Below are 24,511 nucleotides of genomic sequence, written 5' to 3' on the forward strand. Positions count from 1 at the left end.
GTCAGTCCTGCCTCGGCAGCTCGGCGGTGCGCGGCGGGCGGGCGCCCGAGACGCTCGCCGCACCCTCCATGCCCTCGAGCACGACCTGCTCGAGGGAGGGGAGCGGGATGCCGGCGGCGCGCAGGTCGCGCGTGAGACGCGCGCGCAGCTCGCGAGCGACGTCGTCGCGCGACGCCGTCTTCACCTTCATCGTCACGCGCACGACGATGACGTCGGCCGACACCGACTCGATGCCCCACAGCTCGGGGTCGCCGATGACGCTCGCCGTCCACTTCGGCTCCTCGGCGAGGCTCCGCGCCGTGCGCAGGATGCGCTCCTGCGCACCGTCGACGTCAGCCTCGTACGGGATGCCGAGGTCGACGACGACGCGGGCCCAGCCCTGCGACATGTTGCCGACGCGGTTCACCTCGCCGTTGCGCACGTACCAGAGCGTGCCGTTGACGTCGCGCACCTGCGTGACGCGGATGCCCACCTGCTCGACGACGCCCGTCGCCATGCCGAGGTCGACGATGTCGCCGATGCCCAGCTGATCCTCGAGCACCATGAGCAGGCCCGTGAGCACGTCCTTCACGACGTTCTGCGCGCCGATGCCCAGCGCGGCGGCGAAGAGGCCGGCGGCGGTGATGAGCGCGGAGCCCGAGATGCCCAGCAGCGACAGGATCGCGATGATCGTCACGATCACGATGACCCACGCTGCGACGGTGCGCAGCACGCCACCCATGGCCTTCGTGCGCTGCACGATGCGCACGTGGTACAGCGGCGAACGCTGCAGCGCCTCGGTGTCGGCGACCGATGCCTTCCGCTTCGCGCCCGAGACGATGTTCTTCACGACGCGGTCGATCGCGCTCCGCACGATCCACCACGCGAGCGGCGCGAGCAGCAGCACGACGACGATCGCGACGAGCTGCCACCACACGCCGAGCGCCTGCTGGGCGAGGCCCAGCAGGTCGCTCGGCGAGTCGGGGTTCGCGGCCAGCGCGAGCGATGCCGTCATCAGACCCGGTCTCGCTCCTGTACGCGCAGCGCGCGCTCGACGCCGGCGAGCTGCTCCTGCACGAGGCGGCGCAGCGCGGGCACGTCCTGGTGCTCGGCGAGCCACTGGCGCGTGGCGGCGGCGAGCTCCTCGGTCGCGACGACCGACGGGTAGAGGCCCACGATGAGGCCCTCGGCGATCTGGTACGTGCGCGACTCCCAGATCGGGATGAGCGCCGCGTGGTACCGCTCGATGAGCGTCGCGAGATCGGCGGGGTCGTTGACGTGCTGCAGACCCATGCCCGTGTAGCGCACGATGAGGTTCGAGGCGCCCGCGGCGTCGGCGACCGACGCGAACGCGCGCTCCTTGGCCTCGGCCGTGGGGATCGTCGCCCGTGCACGCGCGGCGAACTGGCGACCCGTCGCCGTGTCGTCGGTCGCGAGCAGCGCGTCGATCTCGGCGTCGCCCGCGGCGCCGTTCAGCACGACGCCGTCGAGGATCTGCCAGCGCAGGTCGGCGTCGACCTCGAGGCCCTTGAGCGCGACGGAGCCGTCGAGCAGCCCCTGCAGCGCGGCGACGTGGCTCGCCGACGACGCGAGCCCTGCGAACGCCTGCACGAGCTGCAGCTGCAGGTCGGAGCCGGCCTTCGCGGCGTTCGCGAGCTCCCACAGGCGGTCGCCCGTCGTCTCGATGAGGCCCGCGCGACGCTCGGGGGCGACGTACGTGCGCACCGACTGCGCGAGCTGCGCGAGCGCGAGGCGCACGGTCGTCGACTCGGTCTCGGCGCCGATGTTCGCGAGCACGAGCTCGACGTAGTCGCTCGCCGGCGTCTCGCCGTCACGCGTCGCATCCCACGCGGCACCCCACACGAGGGCGCGCGCCAGCGGGTCCTCGATCTTCGACAGGCCCGCGAGCGCGACCTTCGTCGACTGCTCGTCGAGGCGGATCTTCGCGTACGCGAGGTCGTCGTCGTTGATGAGCACGAGGTCGGGGCGCTGGTGGCCGACGAGCTGCGGCACGGCCGTCGAGGCGCCGTCGATGTCGAGCTCGACGCGGTGCACGCGCTGCAGCTTGCCCTTGCGCTCGGCGTAGAAGCCCACGGCGATGCGGTGCGGGCGCAGCGTCGGGTAGTCGGCCGTCGCGGTCTGCGCGATCGCGAACGACGTGATGATGCCGTCCTGCGTCGTCTCGAGCTCGGGGCGCAGCGTGTTGACGCCCGCCGTCTCGAGCCACTGCGACGCCCAGCCCGACAGCTCGCGGCCGCTCGCCGCCTCGAGCTCGACGAGCAGGTCCGACAGGTCGGTGTTGCCGTACGAGTGCTTGCGGAAGTACTCGGCGAGGCCGCGCATGAACGCTTCCAGGCCCACCCAGGCCACGAGCTGCTTCAGCACCGAGCCGCCCTTGGCGTACGTGATGCCGTCGAAGTTGACCTGCACGTCCTCGAGGTCGCGGATCTCGGCGACGATCGGGTGCGTCGAGGGCAGCTGGTCCTGGCGGTACGCCCAGGTCTTCTCCATGGCCTGGAACGTCGTCCAGGCGTGGGTCCACTCGGTCGCCTCGGCGGTCGCGAGCGTCGACGCCCACTCGGCGAACGACTCGTTGAGCCACAGGTCGTTCCACCAGCGCATCGTCACGAGGTCGCCGAACCACATGTGGGCCAGCTCGTGCAGGATCGTGACGACGCGACGCTCGCGGATGGCGTCGGTCACCTTGGAGCGGAACACGTACGCCTCGGTGAAGGTCACGCAGCCCGCGTTCTCCATGGCGCCGGCGTTGAACTCGGGCACGAAGAGCTGGTCGTACTTGTCGAACGGGTACGGCGTCTGGAAGTGCTCCTCGTAGAACGCGAAGCCCGCCTTCGTCGTCGCGAAGATCGCGTCGGCGTCCATGTGCTCGGCGAGGGAGGCACGGCAGAAGATGCCGAGCGGGATGTCCTGGCCGGATGCGCTCGTGAGCGAGTCGCGCGTGACCCAGTAGGGGCCGGCGACGAGCGCCGTGATGTAGGAGGAGATGCGGGGCGTCGCGCCGAAGCGCCACGTGCCGGTCTCGCCGTCGATCGTCGGCTCGGGCGTCGGCTGGTTCGAGACGACCTGCCAGCGCGCGGGCGCCGTGATCGTGAACGTGAACTCGGCCTTGAGGTCGGGCTGCTCGAACACCGTGAAGACGCGGCGCGAGTCGGGCACCTCGAACTGCGAGTAGAGGTAGACCTCGCCGTCGACGGGGTCGACGAAGCGGTGCAGCCCCTCGCCCGTGTTGACGTAGAGCGCGTCGGAGACGACGGTGAGCTCGTTCTCGGCCTGCAGGTCGGCGAGCGCGATGCGCGGGCCGTCCACCACCGACGCGACGTCGAGCTCGACGCCGTTGAACGTCACCGAGAGCACCTCCCGGGCGATGTGGTCGATGAACGTCGACGCGCCCGGGGTGTGCGCCTGGAAGCGCACGGTGGTCGTCGAGCGGAACACCTCGTCGCCGGTCGTGAGGTCGAGGGCCACGTCGTACGACTGCACGGCGACGAGCGCGGCGCGCTCCTGGGCCTCCTGGCGGGTGAGGTTCTCTCCGGGCACGCTCGTCCTCCATTGCTTCGTGGGCGTGCTTGCCAGCGTAGTCGCGCGGATACGCTTGCCCTGTGACTCAGGTACGCATGTGGTTCGATCCCACGTGCCCGTGGGCGTGGATGACGTCGCGGTGGCTCGGCGAGGTGGCCGGCACGCGAGGATTCGACGTCGACTGGCGCGTCATGTCCCTCGCGATCCTCAACGAGGGTCGTGATCTCCCCGAGGAGTACGCGAGGCGCATGCCGCGCTCGCTGCGCCTCACGCGGCTCGTGATCGCCGCCCGCGAGACCGCGGGCGAGCAGGTCGTGAAGCCCCTCTACGACGCGCTCGGCTCGCGCATCCATCCCGGCGAGCAGCGCGACTTCGACGCGATCGTCGTCGAGGCGCTCGCCGAGGTCGGCCTCGACCCGGCGCTCGCCGAGGAGACGGATGCGTACGACGCGCAGCTGCGCGCGAGCCACCAGGAGGCCATCGACCTCGTGGGCGACGACGTGGGCACCCCCGTCGTGTCGGTCGACGGCGTCGCGTTCTTCGGTCCCGTCGTGAGCCCCGCGCCGACCGGCGACGAGGCGCTGCGCCTCTTCGACGGCATCGTGGCCGCGGCGAGCGTGCCCGGCTTCTTCGAGCTGAAGCGCTCGCGCACCGTCGGCCCGCTTCTGCATGAGGGTGCACGGTGAGGGGGGCGCAGTGAGGATCCACGTCGCCACCGACCACGCGGGATTCGAGTACTCGAAGACCCTCGTCGCCCACCTGCAGGCCGCCGGTCACGAGGTGCTCGACCACGGCCCCACGGCATACGACGGCGACGACGACTACCCGTCGTTCTGCATCGCCGCCGCACAGGCGGTCGTCGCCGACCAGCGCGCGGGCGTCGAGGCGCTCGGCGTCGTCTTCGGCGGCTCGGGCAACGGCGAGCAGATCGCCGCGAACAAGGTCGAGGGCGTGCGCGCTGCGCTCGTGTGGAACGTTCCCACGGCCGAGCTCGCCCGCGAGCACAACGACGCGAACGTCATCGCGATCGGCGCCCGCCAGCACGACGAGGCCGAGATGCTCGCGCTCATCGACCGGTTCATCGCGACGCCCTTCCCGGGCGTCGAGCGGCACGCGCGGCGCATCGCGCAGCTCGCCGAGTACGAGACGACGGGCCGCATCGCCGGCCTGCTCGACTGACGCCGGGCCGCACGCAGCATGCCCGAGGGCCATTCCGTCCACCGCATCGCGCGGCAGTTCGACGCGAACTTCGTCGGCGACGCGTGCGCGCTGTCGTCGCCGCAGGGGCGCTTCGCCGACGGCGCAGCATCGCTCGACGGCCGCACCATGACGGCGTCGCGCGCGATCGGCAAGCACCTGCTGCTCGACTTCGACGGTCGCTGGCTGCACGTGCACCTCGGCATCTACGGCGCGTGGGACTTCGCGGGCCGCATCGCCGAGGACGCCACGCTGCGGTCCGCAGGCGGCCGCGCCGGCCAGACCGGCATGCGCGGCACGGTCGCCGACGGTGGGTTCGAGCACTCGCTCTCGTCGATCGGCGCCCCGCGGCTCGCGAGGCTGCGGATGGGGGAGTCCGAGTCGACGCTCGAGGTCGACGAGTTCCCGCCCCCGCCCGTCGGGGCGGTGCGCGTACGCATCCTCACCGCCACGGCCGTCGCCGACCTGCGCGGCCCGACGGTGTGCGAGGTGCTCGATCCCGACGAGGTCGAGGCCGTCGCCCAGCGCCTCGGCCCCGACCCCGAGGCGCTCTTCGAGACGAAGGCCGCCGCCGAGCGACGCTTCGTCGAGCGCGCCGGCCGCTCGCGCCAGCCCATCGGGCAGCTGCTCATGGACCAGGCGGTCGTCGCCGGCATCGGCAACGTCTACCGCGCCGAGCTGCTCTTCCGCGCCCGCATCTCGCCGCACCGCACCGGGCAGTCGCTCGACGGCGACGAGCTGCGCGGGCTCTGGAAGGACTGGGTGCGGCTGCTGCGCATCGGCGTCGAGACGGGGCAGATGCTCACGATCGACGGCCTGCGCGGCAAGCGCCTCGAGCTCGCGATGGCGAGCCGCGCCGACCGGCACTGGGTCTACAAGCGCGAGGGGCTCCCGTGCCTGCGCTGCGGCACGACCGTCGCGCTCGAGGTCATGCAGCAGCGCAAGCTGTACTGGTGCCCCGGCTGCCAGTCATGACCGCCTGCCAGCTCTAGGCAGCGTCCGCCGGGTCAGCGGAAGCGGTACTCGCTCGTGCCGTCGCCGATGACCCACGAGCCCTCCGGCGCGTTCTCGGGCACCTGCACGACGATCTCGGCCGTCACCGACTCGCCGATGAAGATCTCGGGGTAGTAGCCGAGGTCGTCGGGCGCCGCGATGAGCGCGCCCGAGTTCTGGTCGTACCGGGGCGCGTTGTCGGGCTGGTACGCGAACGCCATGTCGTAGTACGGGTGCGTCGTGACGACGCCGACGTTGCGGATCGTGAGCTCGAGGATCACGGCGCGCTGCCCCTGCGTCGGCTGGTAGCCGTTCGCCTGCACGATCGAGTCGGCGGGGTCGATCGACTGCAGCGGCGTGATCTCCCACGTCGTGCCCTGATCGGTGTGGATCGTGATGGTGTCGCCGTACGTGAACTCGCCGGGCGCGGTCGTGGGCACGGGCGGGATGCTCGGGCCCGCGGTCGTCGGCGGGTTCGTGAGGTTCGGGAACGCGGGCGTCGACGACGCGCCGGGGATGTCGGGGTCGCTCGGCGCGACGACGGGCGCGGGCACGCACGCGACGATGAGGCCCACGGCGACGGCGACGATGCCGAGTCCTGCGAGCCGGCTGCCGGCGGACGGGCGGGTGCTCACGCTCACATGCTCCAGACGTTCGTGGGCCGTCGCGATGCGCGACTGCCCGCCTCCACGATAGGTGGGTAGCCTGAGCGCGTGCGTCAGCTTCCTGAGGACTTCACGCTCGGCGTCGCCACGGCGGCCTATCAGATCGAGGGGGCTGCGACCGAGGGTGGTCGCACCGACTCGATCTGGGATGCGTTCGCCCGCGTGCCGGGCGCCGTGATCGACGGCCACGACGGCGCGGTCGCGTGCGACCACTACCACCGGTACCGCGACGACGTGCGGCTCATGGCCGACATGGGCGTGCAGTCGTACCGCTTCTCGACGAGCTGGTCGCGCGTGCGCCCCGACGGCGGCGACGTCAACGAGGAGGGCCTCGACTTCTACCGCCGCCTCGTCGACGAGCTGCTCGAGCACGACATCGCGCCGTGGCTCACGCTGTACCACTGGGACCTGCCGCAGGCGCTCGAGGCGAAGGGCGGCTGGACCTCGCGCGACACCGTCGAGCGCTTCGTCGAGTACGCGACGAGCGTCGTGGAGGCCGTCGGCGACCGCGTGCCCACCATCACGACGCTCAACGAGCCGTGGTGCTCGTCGTTCCTCTCCTACACGGCGGGGGCGCACGCGCCCGGCCGCCGCAGCGTGCGCGACGGCCTCGTCGCCGGCCACCACCTGCTGCTGGCGCACGGCCTCGGCGTCGACGTCATCCGCGGCTCCGCCCCCGACGCGTGGGTGGGCGTGACGCTCAACCTCACGGTCGCCGATCCCGTCGACCCGTCGAGCGAGCGCGACCGCGACGCGGCCCGCCGCATCGACGGCCAGTTCAACCGGTTCTTCCTCGACCCGATCTTCCGTGGCGCCTACCCCGACGACCTCATGGAGGACGTCGGCCACCTCGGCCTCGCCGACGCGATCCAGCCCAACGATCTCGGCTCGATCTCCGCGCCGATCGATCTGCTGGGCGTGAACTACTACCACGGCGACGCCGTCTCGTACGAGCCGCCTGCCGTGCCGCTCGAGCAGGATGCGCCGACGTCGCGCGAGGTGGGCTCGCCGTATCCGGCGGCGGATGGCGTGCATGCGCATCCGCGCGGCCTGCCCGTGACGTCGATGGGCTGGGAGGTGCAGCCCGAGGGGCTCACGCGCCTGCTGCAGCGCGTGCACGAGGAGTACGCCGGCCCCGCGCTCGTCGACCTGTGGGTCACCGAGAACGGTGCCGCGTACGACGACGTCGTGGCCGAGGACGGCGCGGTGCACGACGGCGAGCGCGTGCAGTTCCTCGAGGCGCACCTCGGCGCGATCCTCGACGCGGTCGACGCCGGCGTGCCCGTCGAGGGCTACTTCTACTGGTCGATGATGGACAACTACGAGTGGGCGTGGGGCTATCACAAGCGCTTCGGCCTCGTGCGGGTCGACTACGAGACGCAGCAGCGCACGCTCAAGGACTCGGCGCTCGCGTTCCAGCGCATCGCGCGCGACCGGGCGCTCTGACGCGATCGAGCCTGCCGTGACGGTCGTGCTCGTCGAGGGCGAGAGCGACCACGTCGCGCTCGAGGCGGCTGCGAGCCTGCTCGGGCGGCCGATGCCGCGCGTCGTCGTGCTGGGTGGCGCGCACGCCGCGCGCCGCGTGACGGCCGAGCTGCGGTCGTCGGCACCCGGCGAGCGGCTCGTCGCGCTCGTCGACGCCAACGAGCATGATGTCGTCGCGCCGTGGGTCGACGTCGTGCACGTGTGCGATCGCGACCTCGAGGACGAGGTCATCCGGGCGCTCGGCGTCGAGCGGGTGCTCGCGGTGCTGGATGCGGCGGGGGAGCGGGAGAGCTTCGGCACGCTGCAGCGGCAGCCCGCGCAGCGCGATCGCTCGACCGTCGACCAGCTGCGCCGCTTCCTCGGTGGACGCAGCGGCAACAAGGCGCGCTACGCGGCGCTGCTCGTCGACGCGCTGGCGCCAGACGAGGTGCCTGCGCCACTGAGCGCGGTGCTCGACGAGCGCTGACGCCCGCGGTCGAAGATCGTTCATCCGCTGCACGCGTCCGTCACGGGATCGACGCATCCGCGGGCTATGGTTCCCCCATGACGTCCCATGCCGCCGCGAGCTCCACCTCGCGCACGCTCGCCATCGTCCTGCGCCTCGGCGGTGCCACCCTCTCGATGTTCGCGATGCTGTACCAGCTCTTCGCGATCCACATCCCGGCCGGCTACAGCGTCGTGAACTTCTTCGTGTACTTCACGAACCTCAGCAACATCATGATCTCGGTGGTGTTCGTCGTGAGCGCCATCCGCCTCATCAACGGACGCACCGACCCGTCGTCGACCGACGTCGCCATCCGCGGCGGCATCGTCGTGTACATCGCGTTCGTCGGGCTCGTCTTCAACACGCTGCTCACCGACGCCGACCTGGGCGACCTGCTGCCGTGGGTCAACGGCATCATGCACTTCCTGCTGCCGGTCCTCGGCATCGTCGACTGGATCCTCTGGCCGCCGCGTCGACGCCTGCCGCTGTCGGTCGTCGGCTGGTGGATGATCTGGCCCGCGTTCTACGCGATCTTCTCGGTCGTGCGTGGCGCCATCGACGGCTTCTACCCGTACCCGTTCTTCAACCCCGCCGCATCGGGCGGCTACGGCGGCGTCGCGCTGCTGTGCCTCGCGATGGTCGTCGGCTTCCTGGTGCTCGCGTTCGGCGTGCGCGCCATCGGCAACTGGCTGAGCGCACGTCGCTGGCAGGACGAGGCCGAGGAGACGCCCGAGGACACGGTGGCGGGTCTCGCTTGAGGCAGGGCCAGCGCGGCACTCGCGCGGCCATTCGGAGGGGGTGACGGGAATCGAACCCGCGCCACCAGTTTGGAAGACTGGAGCTCTACCATTGAGCTACACCCCCGGCGCTGCGCAGCCAGGCTGCGCGACCTCTCAACGGTACACGGTCGGCGGCGCGCCGTGGCCACCGTCGCGCGTCGGCTCACGACGACGCCGCCGGATCGGTCGGGCCGAGTGCTCTGTCGATGCGGCGCACCGCCCAGAGCTTCGCGACGATCCTGCCCGTGAGCGAGGCGGCGACCGCGTACGGTGCCGTGAACGTGAACATGCCGAGGCCGCCGAAGATCGTGCCGAGCAGCCACGCGCCGAGCAGTCCGGCGGCGAGGAACGCTGCGAGATGCACGGGCTCGCAGCGCACCCGTCGCAGCAGCATCGAGAGACCGATCGCGACGGGGATGCCGAAGATCGTGAGCACGCAGCCGCCCGCGACGATCATGATCACCGCCCATGCGACACCCCCGCCAGGATCGCCGCGGACGACCCCGTGCACGAGCGCGACGACGGCGAGCGCCATGAGCGCTGCCACCCAGCCGACGCCGATGTCCGACGGCGTCCATTCGTTGCGGCGCGGATCCGGCCAGCCGTAGCGCTCGGCGAGGTCGGCGTGCGTGGTCTCGGGATGGACGTCGTCGCGGTCGTACGCATCCTCGTGCCACGCGTCGTCGCGCGCGCGGCCGCTCACGGGGCGTCGCCTCGCGCGACGAGGCGCTCGCGCAGCGCGCCGTCGCGAGCGATCGCGAAGCGCTTGCCGGCGAGGCGACCCACGACGGCTGCGACGATCGCGTACGGCAGCACCTCCAGGATCGGCCTGTCGACCAACGACGCCGCTGGCCACGCGACGATGGCGCCGAGCGCTGCGAAGCACGCGAGGTGCACGACCTCCCATCGCATGCGCAGCACCGAGAGCAGCACCGCCAGCGCGACGGCGGCGGGCACGCCGTAGATCGTCAGCGGCACGCCGCCGATGACCACCGCGAACATCGCCGTGAGCCCGGCGCCGCCGAGCGACTCGACGGCGAACTCGCTCGCGACGCCGAGCGGCGCGATCGTCGTGACGATGGCGGTGACCGCGAGCGACATGATCGCGACGACCCAGCCCACCGCGACGTCGAGCACGGTGCACTGGTTCCTGCGCGGGTCGAGGCCGACCGCGAGCCCCAGCAGGGCGAGCGCCGGATCCTCGATCCAACGCAAGCCTCCGTCGTGCTCACGCATCGCCGAGCTCCCTCGCCATGCGCGCGAGCGCCAGCACGCGGCGGGCCTGGCCGCGCAGCACCGGCAGGCGGCTCGCGCGGGCGAGGTCGTCGACGAGCGGCACGACCTCGGCCACGAGGGCCCTGGTGCGGCGCTGGTCGTCGCTGCGATCCATCGACCACGCGAGCATCACGGCCATGACGGCGGCCCAGAGCAGCTCGGGCAGGGCCTCGAGCACCTCGGCGTCGGCGCGCAGGTCGGAGCCGGCGACGACGGTGCCGAGGGCCGCGATCATGCGGTCGCGCGTCTCGGCGCTCGCGTCGCCGAACGGGCTCGTGGGGGAGGCGGGGTCGAGGGATGCGCCGAGCATCTCGACCGCGACGGCGTGGTGCGGAGCGATCTCGTCGAGCACGATCGTCATCGCCGCGTCGAGGCGGCGGGCGAACGCACGCGTCGTGCCGAGCTCGCTGGCGAGCCGCTCGACGATGCGCTCGGTGACGGCGTCGTAGACGAGGTGCACGAGGTGCGCCTTCGAGGGCACGTAGAGGTAGATCGTGCCGGGCGCGACGCCCGCGCGCTGTGCGATGCGCCGCATGGAGGCAGCCGCATATCCGTCCTCCGCGAGCGTCGCGAGCGCTGCCTCGACGACGCGCGCGCGGGTCCGCTCGCCTTTCGTGTCCCGCCCGTCCGGTGTCATGGCATCACCATACCTGAACGTGTTCAGTTGTGACGGAGCACGTGTCGCGAGCACCCAGGGCCGGCGCCGAGGTGCACGATGGCCGCATCCGTTCGTCGCGCGGCTCCGAACCCTTCGAAGGGCCGACAGCGGCAGGGAGGCGGCACATCATGGCGAGGCACGGCAGCGGCATCGAGGGCAAGCGCTTCATCGCCTGGGCGGCACTCATGGGCGTCGCGAGCGGCGCGGTCTTCCTCGGCGTCGCCGAGCTGATCGCGTGCCTGTTCGCGCGCACGGCGAGCCCGATCCTCGCGGTGGGCTCGTTCGTCATCGACATCGTGCCGCAGCCCCTCAAGGAGTTCGCGATCGCGACGTTCGGCGAGGACGACAAGGTCGTGCTGCTCGGCAGCCTCGGCCTCGCGGTCGTCATCGCCTCCGCGCTCGGCGGCGGGCTGCAGCTCATCCGGCCTCCGCTCGGCGTCGCCGTCGTGCTGCTGGCGGGCGCCCTCGCGACGGCGGCCACCGTGACACGCACGGGCGGCTCGCCGCTCGGCTTCCTTCCACCGGTCGTCGGCGCGATCGCGGGTGCCGTCCTGCTCCTCATCCTCGCTCGTCGCCTGCGCGCATGGCGCGACGGCGCGGGCACCGGATCGCAGCGTTCGACGCCCGGCTCCGCGGTCGACCGTCGCCAGTTCTTCCTCATCGCCGGCATCTCGAGCGTCGCGGCCATCGCGGTCGGCGTCGGCGCGCGCGTCACGTCCGCGGCGACGGCGTCGCTCGAGGCCATCCGCGACGCGCTGCAGCTGCCGACGCCGAACAGCACCGTCACGATCCCCGACGGCGCAGAGCTCGACGTCGAGGGCGTGTCGCCGCTCTTCACCCCCAACGAGGACTTCTACCGCGTCGACACGGCGCTCACGGTGCCCGAGGTCGACCCCGAGACGTGGACGCTCGTGATCGACGGCATGGTCGATGAGCGCGTCGAGCTGACGTTCCAGGACCTCCTCGACATGGGGGTCGACGAGTACGCCATCACGCTCACGTGCGTGTCGAACGAGGTCGGCGGCGGCCTCGTCGGCAACGCGAAGTGGCTCGGCGTGCCCATCCGCGACGTGCTCGCGATGGCGGGCGTGCAGGACGGCGCCGACATGGTGCTGTCGACGAGCGTCGACGGCTACACGGCCAGCACGCCGCTCGAGGCCGTGACCGACGAGAACCGCGACGCGATCCTCGCGATCGCCATGAACGGAGAGCCGCTGCCGCTCGAGCACGGCTTCCCCGTGCGCATGGTCGTGCCCGGCCTCTACGGCTACGTCTCGGCCACGAAGTGGGTCACCGAGCTCACGGTCACGACGTTCGCCGACGATGAGGCGTACTGGACGCCGCGCGGCTACAGCGCCGAGGCGCCCATCAAGTTCTCGTCGCGCGTCGACACCCCGAAGTCGGGCACGCCCGTCACGGCCGGCACGGTGCCGATCGCGGGCATGGCGTGGGCGCAGACGGTGGGCATCGACCGCGTCGAGGTGAGCATCGACGACGGCGACTGGCAGCAGGCGACGCTCTCGACGGCCGTCAACGACGACACGTGGGTGCAGTGGTTCCTCGAGTGGCAGGCGGAGCCCGGCACGCACTACATCGCCGTGCGCGCCGTGAACAAGGCGGGCGAGACGCAGATCGAGGAGCGCGCACCCATCGCGCCCGACGGCTCGGCCGGCTGGCACCGTCCGCTCATCACGGTCACCGGATGACCGGCGCGCCCCGCGCCGTCGCCGCGTAGGGTGAGCGCATGCCGACCACCGTCGCCGTCATCACCGTCTCCGACCGCTCCGCGAGCGGCGCTCGCCGCGACGCGGGCGGCCCGATCGCCGTCGAGGCGTTCCGCGCGGCCGGCTTCGACTGCCCCGACGCCACGATCGTGCCCGACGGCGCCGAGAGCGTGGCGGATGCGCTGCGCACGGCGATCGCCGCGGGCGCTCGCGTCGTCGTGACGACGGGTGGCACGGGGCTCGCGCCGCGCGACGAGACGCCGGAGGGCACGGCGCTCGTGCTCGAGACGCACGTGCCGGGGATCGCCGAGGAGCTGCGCCGCATCGGCACCGCCGAGCTGCCGCAGGGCATGCTCTCGCGCGGCCTCGCGGGCATCGCGCAGGGCGCCCTCGTCGTCAACCTGCCGGGGTCGCCGAACGCCGTGACCACGGGCATGCCCGTCGTGCTGTCGGTCGCGGCGCACGTCGTGCACCAGCTCGACGGCGCCGACCACCCGTGAGCGTGCCCGTCGCCCGCGTCGTCGACGCGCCGCTCGACGTCGCGGCCCACCTCGACGCCGTCGACCAGCCCACCGCGGGCGCGACGACGTCGTTCGTCGGTCGCGTGCGCGACCACGACCCCGATGCCGCAGGTGCCGTCGTCGGCCTCGAGTACTCGGCGCATCCCGACGCTGAGGCGACGCTGCGGGCCATCGCCGAGCGTGCGATCGGCGACACGCAGGCGAGCGTCGCCGTGAGCCACCGCATCGGCAGGCTCGGCGTGGGCGACGTCGCCGTCGTCATCGCCGTGTCGTCGCCGCACCGCGCGGAGGCCTTCGAGGTGTGCCGTGCCGTGATCGAGACGATCAAGACCGACCTGCCGGTGTGGAAGCGCCAGATCGAGGCCGATGGCACGACGGCGTGGAAGGGCATCGGCGGCTGAGTCGACCCGGGCGTCAGCGCCGGGCCGTCACCCGCCCGCGAAGGGCGGCAGCACGTCGACGAGCACGTCGTCGGCGAGCGGCGTCTCGTCGCCGACGCGCGCGCCATCCACCAGCACGGCGCAGCGCGGCAGGATGCCGCCGAGGCCGGGACGCTCGGACGCCAGCGCTGCGCGCAGCGCCCCGAGCGTCGGCTCGTGCCGCTGCTCGCTCGCGGTGCCGGCGAGCTCCTCGGCCGCGGCGAAGTAGCGCACGCGCGCCATCAGGCCTCGTCGTCCTCGCGCGTCCACGAGCCGGAGCGGCCGCCCTCCTTGGCGGTGATGCGCAGACGCTCGATCGACGTCGAGCGATCCATGCCCTTCACCATGTCGACGATCGCGAGGGCCGCGACCGACACGGCCGTGAGCGCCTCCATCTCGACGCCCGTGCGGTCGGCCGTGCGCACCGTCGCCGCGACCTCGACGCCCTCGTCGACGATCTCGAGGTCGACGACGGCGCCGTGCACGCCGATCACGTGCGCGAGCGGCAGCAGCGTCGCCGTGTGCTTCGCGGCCTGGATGCCGGCGATGCGCGCGACGGCGAGCACGTCGCCCTTCGGCGCGGTGCCGTCGCGCAGCGTCGCGATGACGGCGGGGGAGCAGCGTACGAAGCCGCGTGCGGTCGCCGAGCGCACGGTGGGCTGCTTCGCCGTGACGTCGACCATGCGGGCGTGGCCCGCGGCATCGAGGTGCGTGAGGCTCATGCGACCAGCATGACATCGACGAGGTCGCCGACCGCGACGGCCTCGACATCTGCGGGCACGATCGCGTACGCCTCCGCACGTCCGAGCCCGCCGGCCATGTGCGAGCCGGATCCGCCTGCCGTCGCGGGCGCGACCGTCCAGCGTGCGGGATCCGAGCGGTCGATCGCCGCAGGCAGGTATTGACGGCGTCCGGGAGGCGTCCGCCACGCGGCGGATGCGGGGAGCACGATGCGCGCGCGCTCGCCGCCGACGCGGCCCTGCATCGCCAGGAGCGCCGGTCGCACGAACGTCTCGAACGACACGGCCGAGCTCACGGGGTTGCCCGGCAGCCCGAAGAGCAGCGTCCCGTCGGGCAGGCGCCCGAAGCCCTGCGGCTTGCCGGGCTGCATCGCGACGCGCACGAACGCCATCGCTGCGGCGAGCTCGGTGCGCACGACCTCGTACGCGCCCGCGCTGACGCCGCCCGAGAAGACGATCGCGTCGACGGACTCGAGGTCGGCGAGCAGCGCATGCAGCGACGACCCCTCGTCGTCGATCGACCCCCGGTGCACGACGATCGCGCCCGCGTCGGTCGCGAGGGCAGCGAGCAGGATGCCGTTGGAGTCGGGGATCTGCCCGCGGCGCAGCGGCGTGCCGGGCTCGACGAGCTCGGAGCCGGTCGAGACGATCGCGACGCGCGGCGCCCGCGAGACGACGACGACGTCGACGCCCGAGGCCGCAGCGGCGGAGCACTGCAGCGGGCCCATCCATGTGCCCGCCGCGAGCACCTCGTCGCCGCGGCGCGCATCCTGGCCGCCGCGGCGCACGAAGACGCCGGCCGCGGCGGGAGCCGCGACGACGGTCGTCGTGCCGAGCGAGTCGGCGAGCCCGCCGACGGTGTCCTCGAAGGGCACGATGGCGTCGGCGTCGGCGGGCACGGCGGAGCCCGTCATGATGCGCGCCGCCTGCCCGGCCGCGAGCCGCGGGTCGTCGGGGCTGCCCGCGGGGAGGTCGGCGACGACGGCGAGCGTCACGGGCGCATCCTGGCTCGCCGTCGCGACGTCGGCGAAGCGCACGGCGAAGCCGTCCATCGCGGAGTTGTCGAACGCGGGGATGTCGTTGGCGGCGAGCACGGGTGCGTGCAGCACGCGGCCGTGCGCCTCCGCGATCGCGACCGTCTCGGCGGGGAGCGGTGCGACGGCGGCGAGCACCTCGGCGAGCTGCTCCTCCACGGAACGCATCGCGCTCATGCCGGGTCCTCCTCGGGTCGCAGGGCGTCGTCGGGCCGCAGTGCTTCGATGCCGCCCGCGAGCACGGATGCCTCGACGCCGAGGTCGCGCAGCGCGCGCGCCGCCTGCAGCGCCCTCGCGCCGCGCTGGCACACGACGACGACCGGGCCGTCGCCGACGGCGGCGGGGTCGGCGAGCAGGGTGTCGAGCGGCAGCAGCACGGAGCCGGGGATGCTGCCCGCGGCGGTCTCGTGCGGCTCGCGCACGTCGAGGATCGTGGCGCCCGCGGCGCGCGCCGTCGCCGCGTCGGCGGGCGTGAGGTGCGGCACGGGCGCGGGCGTCGTCGGCGTCGCCGCGGGCGTGGCGCCGGCCGCGCGCAGCGGCACCTCGGTCTGGCGTGCACGCAGCGCGTCGATCACGGCGACGCGGCCCAGCAGCGGCTCGCCGATGCCCGTCACGAGCTTGACGGCCTCGAGCGCCATGAGGCCGCCCACCTGCAGGCACAGCGCGCCGAGCACGCCCACCTGCGCGCACGTCGGCACCTCGCCCACGGTGTCCGGCGGGTAGAGGTCGGCGAGCGTCACGGGCGACGCGTCGACGGGCGGGGCGGACCACAGCACGGTGACCTGCGCGTGGAACTCCTGCACGACGCCCCAGACGAGCGGCACGCCCAGCCGCTCGCACGCGGCGGCGACCGCCGCGCGCGTCGCGAACGTGTCGGTGCCGTCGACCACGACGTCGGCGCCGGCGAGCAGCGTCGCGGCCGAGTCGGCGTCGACGCGGCGGCGCACGGCCTCCACCCGCGTCTCGGGCGAGAGGTCGGCGGCGGCGCGCACGGCGGAGTCGACCTTCGGCCGGCCGACGTCGGCGAGTCGGTGCAGCACCTGGCGCTGCAGGTTCGACGCCTCGACGACGTCGTCGTCGAGGATCGTGATCGTGCCCACGCCTGCGGCGGCGAGCGCGAGGACGACGGGGGAGCCGAGCCCGCCGGCGCCGACGACCGCCACGTGCGCCGCGGCGAGCCTGCGCTGCCCGACCTCGCCGAACCCGGCGAGCACGGCGTGCCTGGCCGTGCGCAGCTGCTCCTCGGCGCTGAGGTGCTCGACCGGCTCGACCAACGGGGGGAACGGCATGCTGCCCAGGCTAGGCCGCGGTCGCTGCGGGCCGAGGGACGCGCCGGAGATCGCCGCAATCGCGGAGTTCGACGGCTCCGAACCCCGTGCATGCGGATACGCTCACGAACCATGGACACGTTCCGCGTCGCCGAGGCCGCCCGACTGCTCGGCGTGAGCGACGACACCGTGCGCCGTTGGATCGACCACGGCACGCTGCCGACGACCGGCGACAGCCCCGCGCGCATCCCCGGCGCGGCGCTCGCGGCGCACGCCGTCGAGCTCGCGAAGGCCGCCGACGATCCGTCGTCGACGCTCTCGAGCGCCCGCAATCGGTTCGTGGGCCTCGTGACGCGCGTGCAGCGCGACGGCGTCATGGCGCAGGTCGACATCCAGGCCGGCCCGCACCGCGTGGTGTCGCTCATGTCGGCGGAGGCCGTCGACGAGCTCGCGCTCGCCCCAGGATCCCTGGCCGTCGCAATCGTGAAGGCCACCACCGTCATCGTCGAAGCACCGAAGGGCTGACCCATGCGCATCTCCCGACTCTCCTCGGCAGGCATCGCCCTCGCTGCCCTCGTGCTCGCCGGCTGCGCCAGCGGCGACGCGGCGCCCGACGGCTCCACCGAGCCGGCCGCATCCGACGATGGCCTCTCTGGCGAGCTCACGATCTTCGCCGCCGCGTCGCTCACCGCCGCGTTCGACGAGCTCGCCGTCGAGTTCGAGGCGCTGCACCCCGGCGTCGACGTGCAGCCCATCACCTACGACGGGTCGTCGACGCTCGCGACCCAGATCGAGGAGGGCGCGCCCGTCGACGTGTTCGCCTCGGCCGACGAGGCGAACATGCAGCGCGTCGTCGACGCGGGCCTCGCCGCCGACCCGCAGGCGTTCGCGACGAACACGCTCGTGCTCGTCGTGCCCGCGGGCAACCCCGGCGGTGTGGAGGGGCTCGAGGACCTCGCCGACCCCGACCTCACGGTCGTGCTCTGCGCGCCCGAGGTGCCCTGCGGCGCCGCCTCCGAGCGCCTGCTCGAGGCCGCGGGCGTCACGGCGGCCATCGACAGCGCCGAGCAGAACGTCACGGCCGTGCTCACGAAGGTCGCGACGGGCGAGGCCGACGCGGGCCTCGTCTACGTGACCGACGCCGCCACGACCGACGACGTCGAGACCGTCGAGACGGAGGGCGCCGACGCCGTCGTGAACACCTACCCGCTCGTCGCGCTCGACGACGCGGCCAACCCGGATGCGGCTGCCGCGTTCGTCGAGTTCGTGCGCAGCGACGAGGGCCAGGCCGTGCTCGCCGAGCTCGGCTTCGGCGCACCGTGAGTCGCGCCGAGCGCGACGCGAGCGTGCCGCGCGGCTTCGTGCCGCAGGTGCTGCTCGTCCCGGCCGCGCTCGGCCTCGCCCTGCTCGTCGTGCCGCTGCTCGCGCTCGTCGGACGCGTCGAGTGGTCGACGCTCGTCGCCGACGTCACGGCGCCCGCCGCGCTCTCGGCGCTCGGGCTCTCGCTGCAGACCGGGCTCGTCGCGACGCTGCTGTGCGTCGTGCTGGGCGTGCCCATCGCCCTCTGCATCGCACGATCCGGCGACCGCGTGGCGGCGCTGCTGCGCGCGGTCGTGACGGTGCCGCTCGTGCTGCCACCCATGGTCGGCGGCGTCGCGCTGCTCTTCCTGTTCGGCCGCACGGGCTGGCTCGGCCCGCTGCTCGCCGAGTGGGGCATCCGCATCCCGTTCTCGACGCCCGCCGTCGTGCTCGCGCAGACGTTCGTCGCGCTGCCCTTCCTCGTGCTCGCGGTCGAGGGGTCGCTGCGGTCGGTCGGCGTCGGCTACGAGCAGGCGGCGGCGGCGCTCGGTGCTGGTCGCTGGCGCATCCTGCTGCGCATCACCCTGCCGCTCGCGGCGCCCGGCCTCGTCGCCGGCGTCATCCTCTGCTTCGCCCGCGCGATCGGCGAGTTCGGCGCGACGGCGCTCTTCGCAGGCAACGCACCGGGCACGACGCAGACGATGCCGCTCGCCATCTACACGGCGTTCAACGGCGCGGGCGTCTCGCAGGGCACGGCGGTCGCGCTGTCGCTGCTGCTGCTCGCCACCTCGGTCGCGGTGCTGCTGCTCGTGCGCGCGTGGCGTCCGGGAGCCGCGCGATGACGGCGGCGGCGCTCGACGCGCACGTCGTCGTGGCGCGGCGCGAGTTCACGCTCGACGCGGCGATCCGCGTCGACGCGGGCGAGGTCGTCGCGGTCATGGGACCGAGCGGCGCAGGCAAGTCGACGCTGCTCGGCGCGCTCGCGGGGCTCGTGCGCCCGACGGGCGGTCGCATCCGCCTGGGCGACGCGGTGCTCGACGACGGGACGCGGCGCGGGCACGTCGCGCCCATGCACCGCGGCGTCGTGCTGCTCGGCCAGGACCCGCGGCTCTTCCCGCACCTCACGGCGCTCGAGAACGTGGCGTTCGCGCTGCACGTCGGCGGCAGTCGCGGCGCACGGGCGAGGGCGGATGCCGCGACGTGGCTCGAGCGCGTCGGGCTCGGAGGGGCTGGAGACCGACGGCCCGATCGGCTGTCCGGCGGGCAGCAGCAGCGCGTCGCGCTCGCTCGCGCCCTCGCGGCGGCGCCGCAGGCGCTGCTGCTCGACGAGCCGCTGACGTCGCTCGACCCCGAGACGGCCGCCGACATCCGCTCGGTGCTCGCCGAGCAGGTGCGTGCGACGGGCAGCACGACCGTCGTCGTGACGCACGACGCGATCGACGCCGTGACGCTCGCCGACCGGCTCGTCGTCGTGGAGGGCGGGCGGATCGTGCAGCAAGGCGCGGTGCGAGTGGTCCTCGGGGCACCCGCGACGCGCTTCGCCGCCGCGATCGCCGGCGTGAACCGCCTCGAGGGCGTCGCGCGCGGCGGAGGATGGGCGTCGGCCGCGGGCGACGTCGCGCTGCCCGCGGTCGACGGGGCGCGCGTCGACGCTGCCGTGCAGGAGGGGCAGCCGCTCGTGGCGGTGTTCGCGCCCTCGGCAGTGGACGTGCGGACGAGGGTCGACGCCTCCGCCGACGATGCGTCCGCGTGGCCTGCGCGCGTCGCGCGGCTCGAGGCGACGCTCGGCGGCGTCCGCGTCGTGGCGGATGCCCACGGCCAGCTCGTGTCGGCCGAGCTCGCCGTCTCGCACGCTGCCGACCTGGGTCTCGCGCCCGGCGTCGCCGTGACGTTGTCGGTCGACCCGCGGGCGGTGCGGCTCCTCGCGGCGTGACGCGCTGCGGAACGACCGGGCGACCGGATTGCCGGTTCTGCCATCGGCGGAAGCCCCGCCAGCCTCTCGTCGCCATGCGACTCGGCCAGTAGCGTCGGAGGATGCAACAGGAGCGCCGCCCGTGACGGCGACGCCGGTCTCGATCGGGCGTCGCCCCAGCATCCTGCCCGGCGACGAGGGCGCCTCCGGACCGCTCGTCGACGGCTTCGGCCGCGTGCACCGCGACCTGCGCATCTCGCTCACCGACCGCTGCTCGCTGCGCTGCACCTACTGCATGCCCGAGCAGGGCATGGAGTGGCTCGCCCGTACGAGCATCCTCACGCTCGACGAGATCGAGCGCGTCGCGCGCGTCGCGGCCGCCGCGGGCATCACGACGCTGCGGCTCACGGGCGGCGAGCCGCTGCTGCGCCCCGACATCGTCGAGGTCGTCGACCGGCTCGCGCGCATCCGCGGCGTCGACGGCGAGCCGCTGCACGTGGCGATGACGACGAACGGCATCCGCCTCAAGGAGCTGCTGCCGTCGCTCGTCGACGCGGGGCTGCGCCGCCTCAACATCTCGATCGACACCATCGATCGCGAGCGGTTCGCGACGCTCACGCGACGCGATCGGCTCGACGACGTGCTCGAGGGCATCGAGGCCGCGCGCGCGTCGGGACTGCGTCCGCTCAAGCTCAACGCCGTCGCCATGCGCGGCGTCAACGACGACGAGCTCGTCGACCTCGTCGCGTTCGCGATCGCGCACGACGCGCAGCTGCGCTTCATCGAGCAGATGCCGCTCGACGCCGGCCACACGTGGGATCGCGCGACGATGGTGACGCGCGAGGAGATCCTCGAGACGCTCTCGGCGCGCTGGGACCTCGAGCCCGTGCCCGGCCGCGGCGGTGCTCCCGCGGAGCGCTGGACGCTCGCGGGGGAGACGACGAGCGACGGCGAGCCCTGCACCGTTGGCGTCATCGCCTCGGTCACGGCCCCGTTCTGCGGTGACTGCGACCGTCTGCGTCTCACGGCCGACGGCCAGCTGCGCAACTGCCTGTTCTCGACGAGCGAGTACGACCTGCTGCCGGTGCTGCGCGGCGACGCGTCCACCGACGCGGCGATCGACGCCGTGCTGCGCGCCTGCATCCGCGGCAAGCTGCCCGGCCATGCCATCGACGACCCGGGCTTCCTGCAGCCCGCGCGTGGCATGAACGCCATCGGCGGCTGAGCCGCGCGCATCCCCGCCCGTCCTTGCCACGCGAGGACGGCATCCGCCTGCCCTTCGGCCGCCCGCGGATGCCGCCGCACGCACGAACGACGGGGCCGGCCCGAAGGCCGACCCCGTCGCATCTCCCGTGTCGATCTGACGATCGATCCGAACCGATCCGAGGATCGGGTGCCCGATCACATCGGGGGCATCAGCACCGAGTCGATGAGGTAGACGGTCGCGTTCGCCGTCTGGACGCCGCCGCAGATGACTGCCGCGGTGCCGTTCACCGTGATGTTGTCGCCCGAGCCCTCGACCGTGAGGGTCGCGCCGTTGACCGTGGTGTGCTCGCCGTCGATGTCGTCGGGAGCGATCTGGCCGGGGATGACGTGGTACGTCAGCACCGAGGTCAGCGTCGCAGCACCCTCGGGCGTCTGCAGCGCAGCGACCGTGTCAGCCGGCAGCGCCGCGAAGGCGTCGTCGACCGGAGCGAAGACGGTGAACTCGTCGCCGTTGAGCGTGTCCACGAGGTTGACGTCGGGGTTCAGGCCACCCGACACGGCCGCCGTGAGCGTCGTGAGGAGCGGGTTGTTGGAGGCCGCGACCGCGACCGGGTCCTGGGCCATGCCCTCGACCGAGCCGGAGCCGTCCGGCACTGCCTCCGCGTACGCGGCGCAGCCGGAGCCGACGAGGTTCGCTGCGGGGTCGGCCGCGGCCGACGTCTCAGGAGCCTCCGAGGCCGAGGTCTCGGGGGCCGACGACTCGGACGAGCCGCTGTCGGAGGTGCCGGTCGAGCAGCCGACGAGCGCGAACGTCGCGACGCCTGCCAGCACGAGTCCTGCGGTGAGCGGGTTCCTACGGGTGAGCATCACAGCTCTCCTTCCACTGTCCATCACTGGAACGGTCTCCCGACGTTCGCCGGGGCTGTGAAGGCTTCGTCACGCACGGCGACATGGATTGGAATGATCCGGGGTCCGTCTGCGTTCGCGCGCGGGATCCATCCTCGGTGCGTCGGGCTCCGAAGGACTGATGCACGGCGGGGATGCCTCCTGTCCTCGCGTCCCCGTCGTGCTTGGCCTATGCGTCCTCGCCTCCCGAGTGCCGGCTCCATCGCGTTCTCCACACCCGCCAGATGCTTCGAACATATGTTCGAATCGATGGTATCCTGGATGCATCGGAAGGCGGTGACGGGATGCGCGATCAGGGGCAGGTCGAGACGGGAGTCGTCGATGGCCTGATCGCCCGCGAGATCGCCTTCTCGTCGCTGCCGGATGCCGAGCTGCTCGTCTCGATCGACGAGCTCGCCGCTCGCATTCGCGCGCTGGATGCCGCGATGGTGCGGGCTGCTGCGGAGGCCGCCGCGAGGTCGGAGCACCGCCCGGCGGACGAGTCGTTGGTGCGTCGTGCCGGCTACGGGTCGGTCGAGCGGATGCTGCAGTCGAAGATCGGCGTCCGTTGGTCGGAGGCGAAGCGGCTCTGCGCCGTCGCTGCCGCCACGAGCGAGGCCGTCGCGATCTCGGGTGGATCGATCCCGGTCCGGTACCCGTCGGTCGCCGATGCGCTCGCGCAGGGGTGGCTGTCCGTGCCGCAGGCGCACGCGATCACGTCGGGCCTGGACCGCGATGGCGGTCGTGCGTCGGTGGAGGACGTCGAGGAGGCCGAGCGGCTCCTCGTCGCGGTCGGCTGCGGCACGCACGTCGACGACGTCGAGCCGGCCGTGCCTGAGACGCTCGCGCTGCTCGCGAAGCGGTGCCTCGACCACATCGACCCGGACGGCGACGAGCCGCGGTTCGAGCAGCAGCTCGCCGACCGCTTCCTGCGCATGGGGCGGCGACGCGATGGCATGTGGAAGGGCGAGTTCCTGGCCACCGCCGAGCAGGGCGAGGTGATCGCGGCGTGCTTCGACGCCGAGGTCAAGCCTCGCCGCGTCACCTTCGACGACGCCTGCGGCGCGACCGACGAGCCCACGGCAGACGTGCCCGCGCTCGACGCCGACGGCAGCCCCGTCGAGCAGCCCGTCGACGACCGCAGCATGGGCCAGAAGCGCCTCGACGCGTTCGTGGCGATCGTCAGCCGCCACGCCGAGTCGTCGGCACCGCGCGTCTGCGGCGAGGCTCCGACGCTCACCATCACGGTCGCGGCCGGCGTGCTCCGCGGTGAGCCCGCGACGACGCTCGACGACCTCCCGACCCTGTCCCGCACCGGCGACACCGTGCCCGTGTCGATCGCTGCCCGGTACCTGTGCGATGCGTTCGTGCAGACGGTCGTGCAGGACGAGCAGGGGCATCCGCTGCGCATGGGACGCAGGCAACGACTCTTCACGAAGTCGCAGCGTCGCGCGATCGTCGCGCGCGACCGCCACTGCCGAGCCCCGGGCTGCACCGCCCCACCCGGCTGGTGCGAGACGCATCACATCGCTCTCTGGTCCCACGGCGGCCATACCGACGTCGACAACGGCATCCTGCTCTGCCAGCACCACCACACCGAGGTGCACCGTGGTGCGCTCACGATCGAGCCCGCACCGGATGCCGACGCGCACGAGCCGCCCGCGCCACCGCGCCAGCGATGTCCCCGCACCCGTCAGCGCCGGTGGCGCGTCACCTCCTCGTACCCGCGCCGTCCCCGCACGAGAGCACCGATGCGCACATGACCGCCGCGGTCGCGGTCGATCACACCGCCGAGTCGCTCCCAACCGTGCGAGGAGGCCACGGCAGCCACCGATCGCCGGCGCGTGCTGCGAGGCGCGCCCGAGCCGCGCGCCGTCGAGCCACGTCAGGGCCCGTCGCCGAGCCCCAGCCGCTCGCGACCTCGGCGCCCGTGGCGTCCTCGATCGCGTACCCGATGCCGCGATCCATCGACTCCTGCAGTCGACCCTCGGCGACGGCGAGCACGAGCTGCTCGAGGTCGTCGGCGGCTCGCTCCCACGGCTCGTCACACGCCTCGCACCCGCACACCGGGTAGTGCCCGCCGTGCGCTGCACCCGCGCGCACGAGGATGCCGGGGTAGTCGCTCCACGCGATCGCGATCGGCGCCGCATCGCGTGCGGCCGGCTCGAGGTGCACCGCTCGAAGCACATCCGGCCCGCCGCCCGCGAACCACGACCGTGCGTCGTCGAGCGCATCCACGACGCTCGCTTCGTACGTCGCGGCGAGGTGCACGACGAGCGCGTCGGCGATCGCATGCAGCGGAGCGAACCGCTCGGGGTGCGCATCGACCGAGTACGCGTCCTCCGGCGGCGCATCCATGCCCCAGCGCTCGCCGAACGGGATGGGCACGCCCTCGGCGTCCACGATCCGCGGCACGTCGAGGGCAGGGCGGGCGTAGGGCATGTCACA

27 protein-coding genes and 1 tRNA gene are annotated in these 24,511 nt (G+C 73.0%); 15 read left to right on the top strand and 13 right to left on the bottom strand.

Annotated elements, in window-relative coordinates:
* Position 1: 1 nt before the first annotated feature.
* Positions 2-994: a mechanosensitive ion channel family protein gene (locus BLQ67_RS14895; protein WP_092506354.1), complete on the bottom strand. Its 993-nt coding sequence runs from the start codon at positions 992-994 to the stop codon at positions 2-4.
* Entirely contained in the window at positions 994-3,537 is a 2,544-nt protein-coding gene (pepN, locus tag BLQ67_RS14900) for an aminopeptidase N (RefSeq protein WP_092506356.1), read from the bottom strand. Before pepN ends, BLQ67_RS14895 begins: the two co-directional genes overlap by 1 nt.
* Positions 3,538-3,614: 77 nt before the next feature.
* Between pepN and BLQ67_RS14905 the strand changes: the two genes are divergently transcribed.
* From BLQ67_RS14905 to BLQ67_RS14915, 3 genes are read left to right on the top strand one after another with little or no spacing between them, the layout of a single operon-like run.
* Positions 3,615-4,205: a mycothiol-dependent nitroreductase Rv2466c family protein gene (locus BLQ67_RS14905; protein ID WP_092506358.1), complete on the top strand. Its 591-nt coding sequence runs from the start codon at positions 3,615-3,617 to the stop codon at positions 4,203-4,205.
* 10 nt (positions 4,206-4,215) lie between these two features.
* The gene (locus BLQ67_RS14910; protein WP_092506360.1) at positions 4,216-4,698 is read left to right on the top strand and encodes a ribose-5-phosphate isomerase; all 483 of its coding nucleotides are present in this window, start codon (positions 4,216-4,218) and stop codon (positions 4,696-4,698) included.
* An 18-nt stretch (positions 4,699-4,716) separates the two neighbouring features.
* Complete coding sequence (locus tag BLQ67_RS14915; protein WP_092506362.1) at positions 4,717-5,691, top strand: Fpg/Nei family DNA glycosylase; 975 nt, start codon at positions 4,717-4,719, stop codon at positions 5,689-5,691.
* 32 nt (positions 5,692-5,723) lie between these two features.
* Here BLQ67_RS14915 and BLQ67_RS14920 read toward each other — a convergent pair whose 3' ends face one another.
* Entirely contained in the window at positions 5,724-6,344 is a 621-nt protein-coding gene (locus BLQ67_RS14920; RefSeq protein ID WP_092506364.1) for a hypothetical protein, read from the bottom strand.
* 78 nt (positions 6,345-6,422) lie between these two features.
* Between BLQ67_RS14920 and BLQ67_RS14925 the strand changes: the two genes are divergently transcribed.
* The 3 genes from BLQ67_RS14925 to BLQ67_RS14935 all read left to right on the top strand — a co-directional run bounded on the left by BLQ67_RS14925 (position 6,423) and on the right by BLQ67_RS14935 (position 9,101).
* Positions 6,423-7,820 (top strand): GH1 family beta-glucosidase, encoded by a 1,398-nt coding sequence (locus BLQ67_RS14925; protein WP_092506366.1) that lies wholly within the window; start codon positions 6,423-6,425, stop codon positions 7,818-7,820.
* A 16-nt stretch (positions 7,821-7,836) separates the two neighbouring features.
* Positions 7,837-8,325 carry a hypothetical protein gene (locus tag BLQ67_RS14930; RefSeq protein WP_092506368.1) on the top strand — a complete coding sequence of 163 codons (489 nt, stop codon included), beginning with the start codon at positions 7,837-7,839 and terminating at the stop codon, positions 8,323-8,325.
* A 77-nt stretch (positions 8,326-8,402) separates the two neighbouring features.
* Entirely contained in the window at positions 8,403-9,101 is a 699-nt protein-coding gene (locus BLQ67_RS14935) for a Pr6Pr family membrane protein (protein ID WP_092506370.1), read from the top strand.
* A 35-nt stretch (positions 9,102-9,136) separates the two neighbouring features.
* On the opposite strand, the gene BLQ67_RS14940 is transcribed toward BLQ67_RS14935, so the two are convergent.
* The 4 genes from BLQ67_RS14940 to BLQ67_RS14955 all read right to left on the bottom strand — a co-directional run bounded on the left by BLQ67_RS14940 (position 9,137) and on the right by BLQ67_RS14955 (position 11,034).
* Positions 9,137-9,207: transfer RNA gene (locus BLQ67_RS14940), tRNA-Gly, on the bottom strand.
* Positions 9,208-9,285: 78 nt separating this feature from the next.
* Positions 9,286-9,825 carry a hypothetical protein gene (locus BLQ67_RS14945; RefSeq protein WP_092506372.1) on the bottom strand — a complete coding sequence of 180 codons (540 nt, stop codon included), beginning with the start codon at positions 9,823-9,825 and terminating at the stop codon, positions 9,286-9,288.
* Entirely contained in the window at positions 9,822-10,358 is a 537-nt protein-coding gene (locus tag BLQ67_RS14950; protein WP_092506374.1) for a hypothetical protein, read from the bottom strand. The genes BLQ67_RS14945 and BLQ67_RS14950 overlap by 4 nt, the downstream gene beginning before the upstream one ends.
* Positions 10,351-11,034, bottom strand: a complete 684-nt coding sequence (locus tag BLQ67_RS14955; RefSeq protein ID WP_092506376.1) for a TetR/AcrR family transcriptional regulator — start codon at positions 11,032-11,034, stop codon at positions 10,351-10,353. Before BLQ67_RS14955 ends, BLQ67_RS14950 begins: the two co-directional genes overlap by 8 nt.
* Before the next feature lie 149 nt (positions 11,035-11,183).
* Here BLQ67_RS14955 and BLQ67_RS14960 point away from each other — a divergent pair, with 149 nt between their 5' ends.
* The 3 genes from BLQ67_RS14960 to BLQ67_RS14970 are packed head-to-tail and all read left to right on the top strand — an operon-like array spanning position 11,184 to position 13,701.
* A complete protein-coding gene (locus tag BLQ67_RS14960; protein WP_092506378.1) occupies positions 11,184-12,761 on the top strand; it encodes a molybdopterin-dependent oxidoreductase in 1,578 nt (525 codons plus the stop codon).
* Between the two features lie 38 nt (positions 12,762-12,799).
* Positions 12,800-13,279, top strand: a complete 480-nt coding sequence (locus BLQ67_RS14965) for a MogA/MoaB family molybdenum cofactor biosynthesis protein (RefSeq protein ID WP_092506380.1) — start codon at positions 12,800-12,802, stop codon at positions 13,277-13,279.
* On the top strand, positions 13,276-13,701 hold the full coding sequence (locus BLQ67_RS14970; RefSeq protein WP_092506381.1) for a molybdenum cofactor biosynthesis protein MoaE: 426 nt from the start codon (positions 13,276-13,278) through the stop codon (positions 13,699-13,701). The genes BLQ67_RS14965 and BLQ67_RS14970 overlap by 4 nt, the downstream gene beginning before the upstream one ends.
* Before the next feature lie 27 nt (positions 13,702-13,728).
* On the opposite strand, the gene BLQ67_RS14975 is transcribed toward BLQ67_RS14970, so the two are convergent.
* The 4 genes from BLQ67_RS14975 to BLQ67_RS14990 are packed head-to-tail and all read right to left on the bottom strand — an operon-like array spanning position 13,729 to position 16,782.
* A complete protein-coding gene (locus BLQ67_RS14975; protein ID WP_092506383.1) occupies positions 13,729-13,962 on the bottom strand; it encodes a MoaD/ThiS family protein in 234 nt (77 codons plus the stop codon).
* Complete coding sequence (gene moaC / locus BLQ67_RS14980) at positions 13,962-14,441, bottom strand: cyclic pyranopterin monophosphate synthase MoaC (protein WP_092506385.1); 480 nt, start codon at positions 14,439-14,441, stop codon at positions 13,962-13,964. The genes BLQ67_RS14975 and moaC overlap by 1 nt, the downstream gene beginning before the upstream one ends.
* Complete coding sequence (locus tag BLQ67_RS14985) at positions 14,438-15,670, bottom strand: molybdopterin molybdotransferase MoeA (protein ID WP_092506387.1); 1,233 nt, start codon at positions 15,668-15,670, stop codon at positions 14,438-14,440. The genes moaC and BLQ67_RS14985 overlap by 4 nt, the downstream gene beginning before the upstream one ends.
* Positions 15,667-16,782, bottom strand: a complete 1,116-nt coding sequence (locus BLQ67_RS14990; protein ID WP_092506389.1) for a ThiF family adenylyltransferase — start codon at positions 16,780-16,782, stop codon at positions 15,667-15,669. The genes BLQ67_RS14985 and BLQ67_RS14990 overlap by 4 nt, the downstream gene beginning before the upstream one ends.
* Before the next feature lie 111 nt (positions 16,783-16,893).
* Here BLQ67_RS14990 and BLQ67_RS14995 point away from each other — a divergent pair, with 111 nt between their 5' ends.
* The 5 genes from BLQ67_RS14995 to moaA all read left to right on the top strand — a co-directional run bounded on the left by BLQ67_RS14995 (position 16,894) and on the right by moaA (position 21,197).
* A complete protein-coding gene (locus BLQ67_RS14995) occupies positions 16,894-17,286 on the top strand; it encodes a TOBE domain-containing protein (RefSeq protein ID WP_092506390.1) in 393 nt (130 codons plus the stop codon).
* Between the two features lie 3 nt (positions 17,287-17,289).
* Entirely contained in the window at positions 17,290-18,084 is a 795-nt protein-coding gene (gene modA / locus BLQ67_RS15000) for a molybdate ABC transporter substrate-binding protein (RefSeq protein ID WP_092506392.1), read from the top strand.
* Entirely contained in the window at positions 18,081-18,902 is an 822-nt protein-coding gene (locus tag BLQ67_RS15005; RefSeq protein ID WP_172802351.1) for an ABC transporter permease, read from the top strand. Before modA ends, BLQ67_RS15005 begins: the two co-directional genes overlap by 4 nt.
* Complete coding sequence (locus BLQ67_RS15010) at positions 18,878-19,993, top strand: sulfate/molybdate ABC transporter ATP-binding protein (protein ID WP_092506394.1); 1,116 nt, start codon at positions 18,878-18,880, stop codon at positions 19,991-19,993. Before BLQ67_RS15005 ends, BLQ67_RS15010 begins: the two co-directional genes overlap by 25 nt.
* Positions 19,994-20,114: 121 nt before the next feature.
* Complete coding sequence (gene moaA / locus BLQ67_RS15015) at positions 20,115-21,197, top strand: GTP 3',8-cyclase MoaA (protein WP_092506396.1); 1,083 nt, start codon at positions 20,115-20,117, stop codon at positions 21,195-21,197.
* A gap of 176 nt (positions 21,198-21,373) precedes the next feature.
* On the opposite strand, the gene BLQ67_RS15020 is transcribed toward moaA, so the two are convergent.
* Positions 21,374-22,045 carry a fasciclin domain-containing protein gene (locus BLQ67_RS15020; RefSeq protein WP_092506398.1) on the bottom strand — a complete coding sequence of 224 codons (672 nt, stop codon included), beginning with the start codon at positions 22,043-22,045 and terminating at the stop codon, positions 21,374-21,376.
* Positions 22,046-22,368: 323 nt separating this feature from the next.
* On the opposite strand from BLQ67_RS15020, the gene BLQ67_RS15025 reads away from it, so the two are divergent.
* Positions 22,369-23,826 carry an HNH endonuclease signature motif containing protein gene (locus tag BLQ67_RS15025; protein WP_157674871.1) on the top strand — a complete coding sequence of 486 codons (1,458 nt, stop codon included), beginning with the start codon at positions 22,369-22,371 and terminating at the stop codon, positions 23,824-23,826.
* A gap of 19 nt (positions 23,827-23,845) precedes the next feature.
* On the opposite strand, the gene BLQ67_RS15030 is transcribed toward BLQ67_RS15025, so the two are convergent.
* Positions 23,846-24,505, bottom strand: a complete 660-nt coding sequence (locus tag BLQ67_RS15030) for a DUF6226 family protein (RefSeq protein ID WP_092506402.1) — start codon at positions 24,503-24,505, stop codon at positions 23,846-23,848.
* Positions 24,506-24,511: the final 6 nt, after the last annotated feature.

The organism is Agrococcus jejuensis (genome assembly GCF_900099705.1).
GTDB classification, from domain to species: domain Bacteria; phylum Actinomycetota; class Actinomycetes; order Actinomycetales; family Microbacteriaceae; genus Agrococcus; species Agrococcus jejuensis.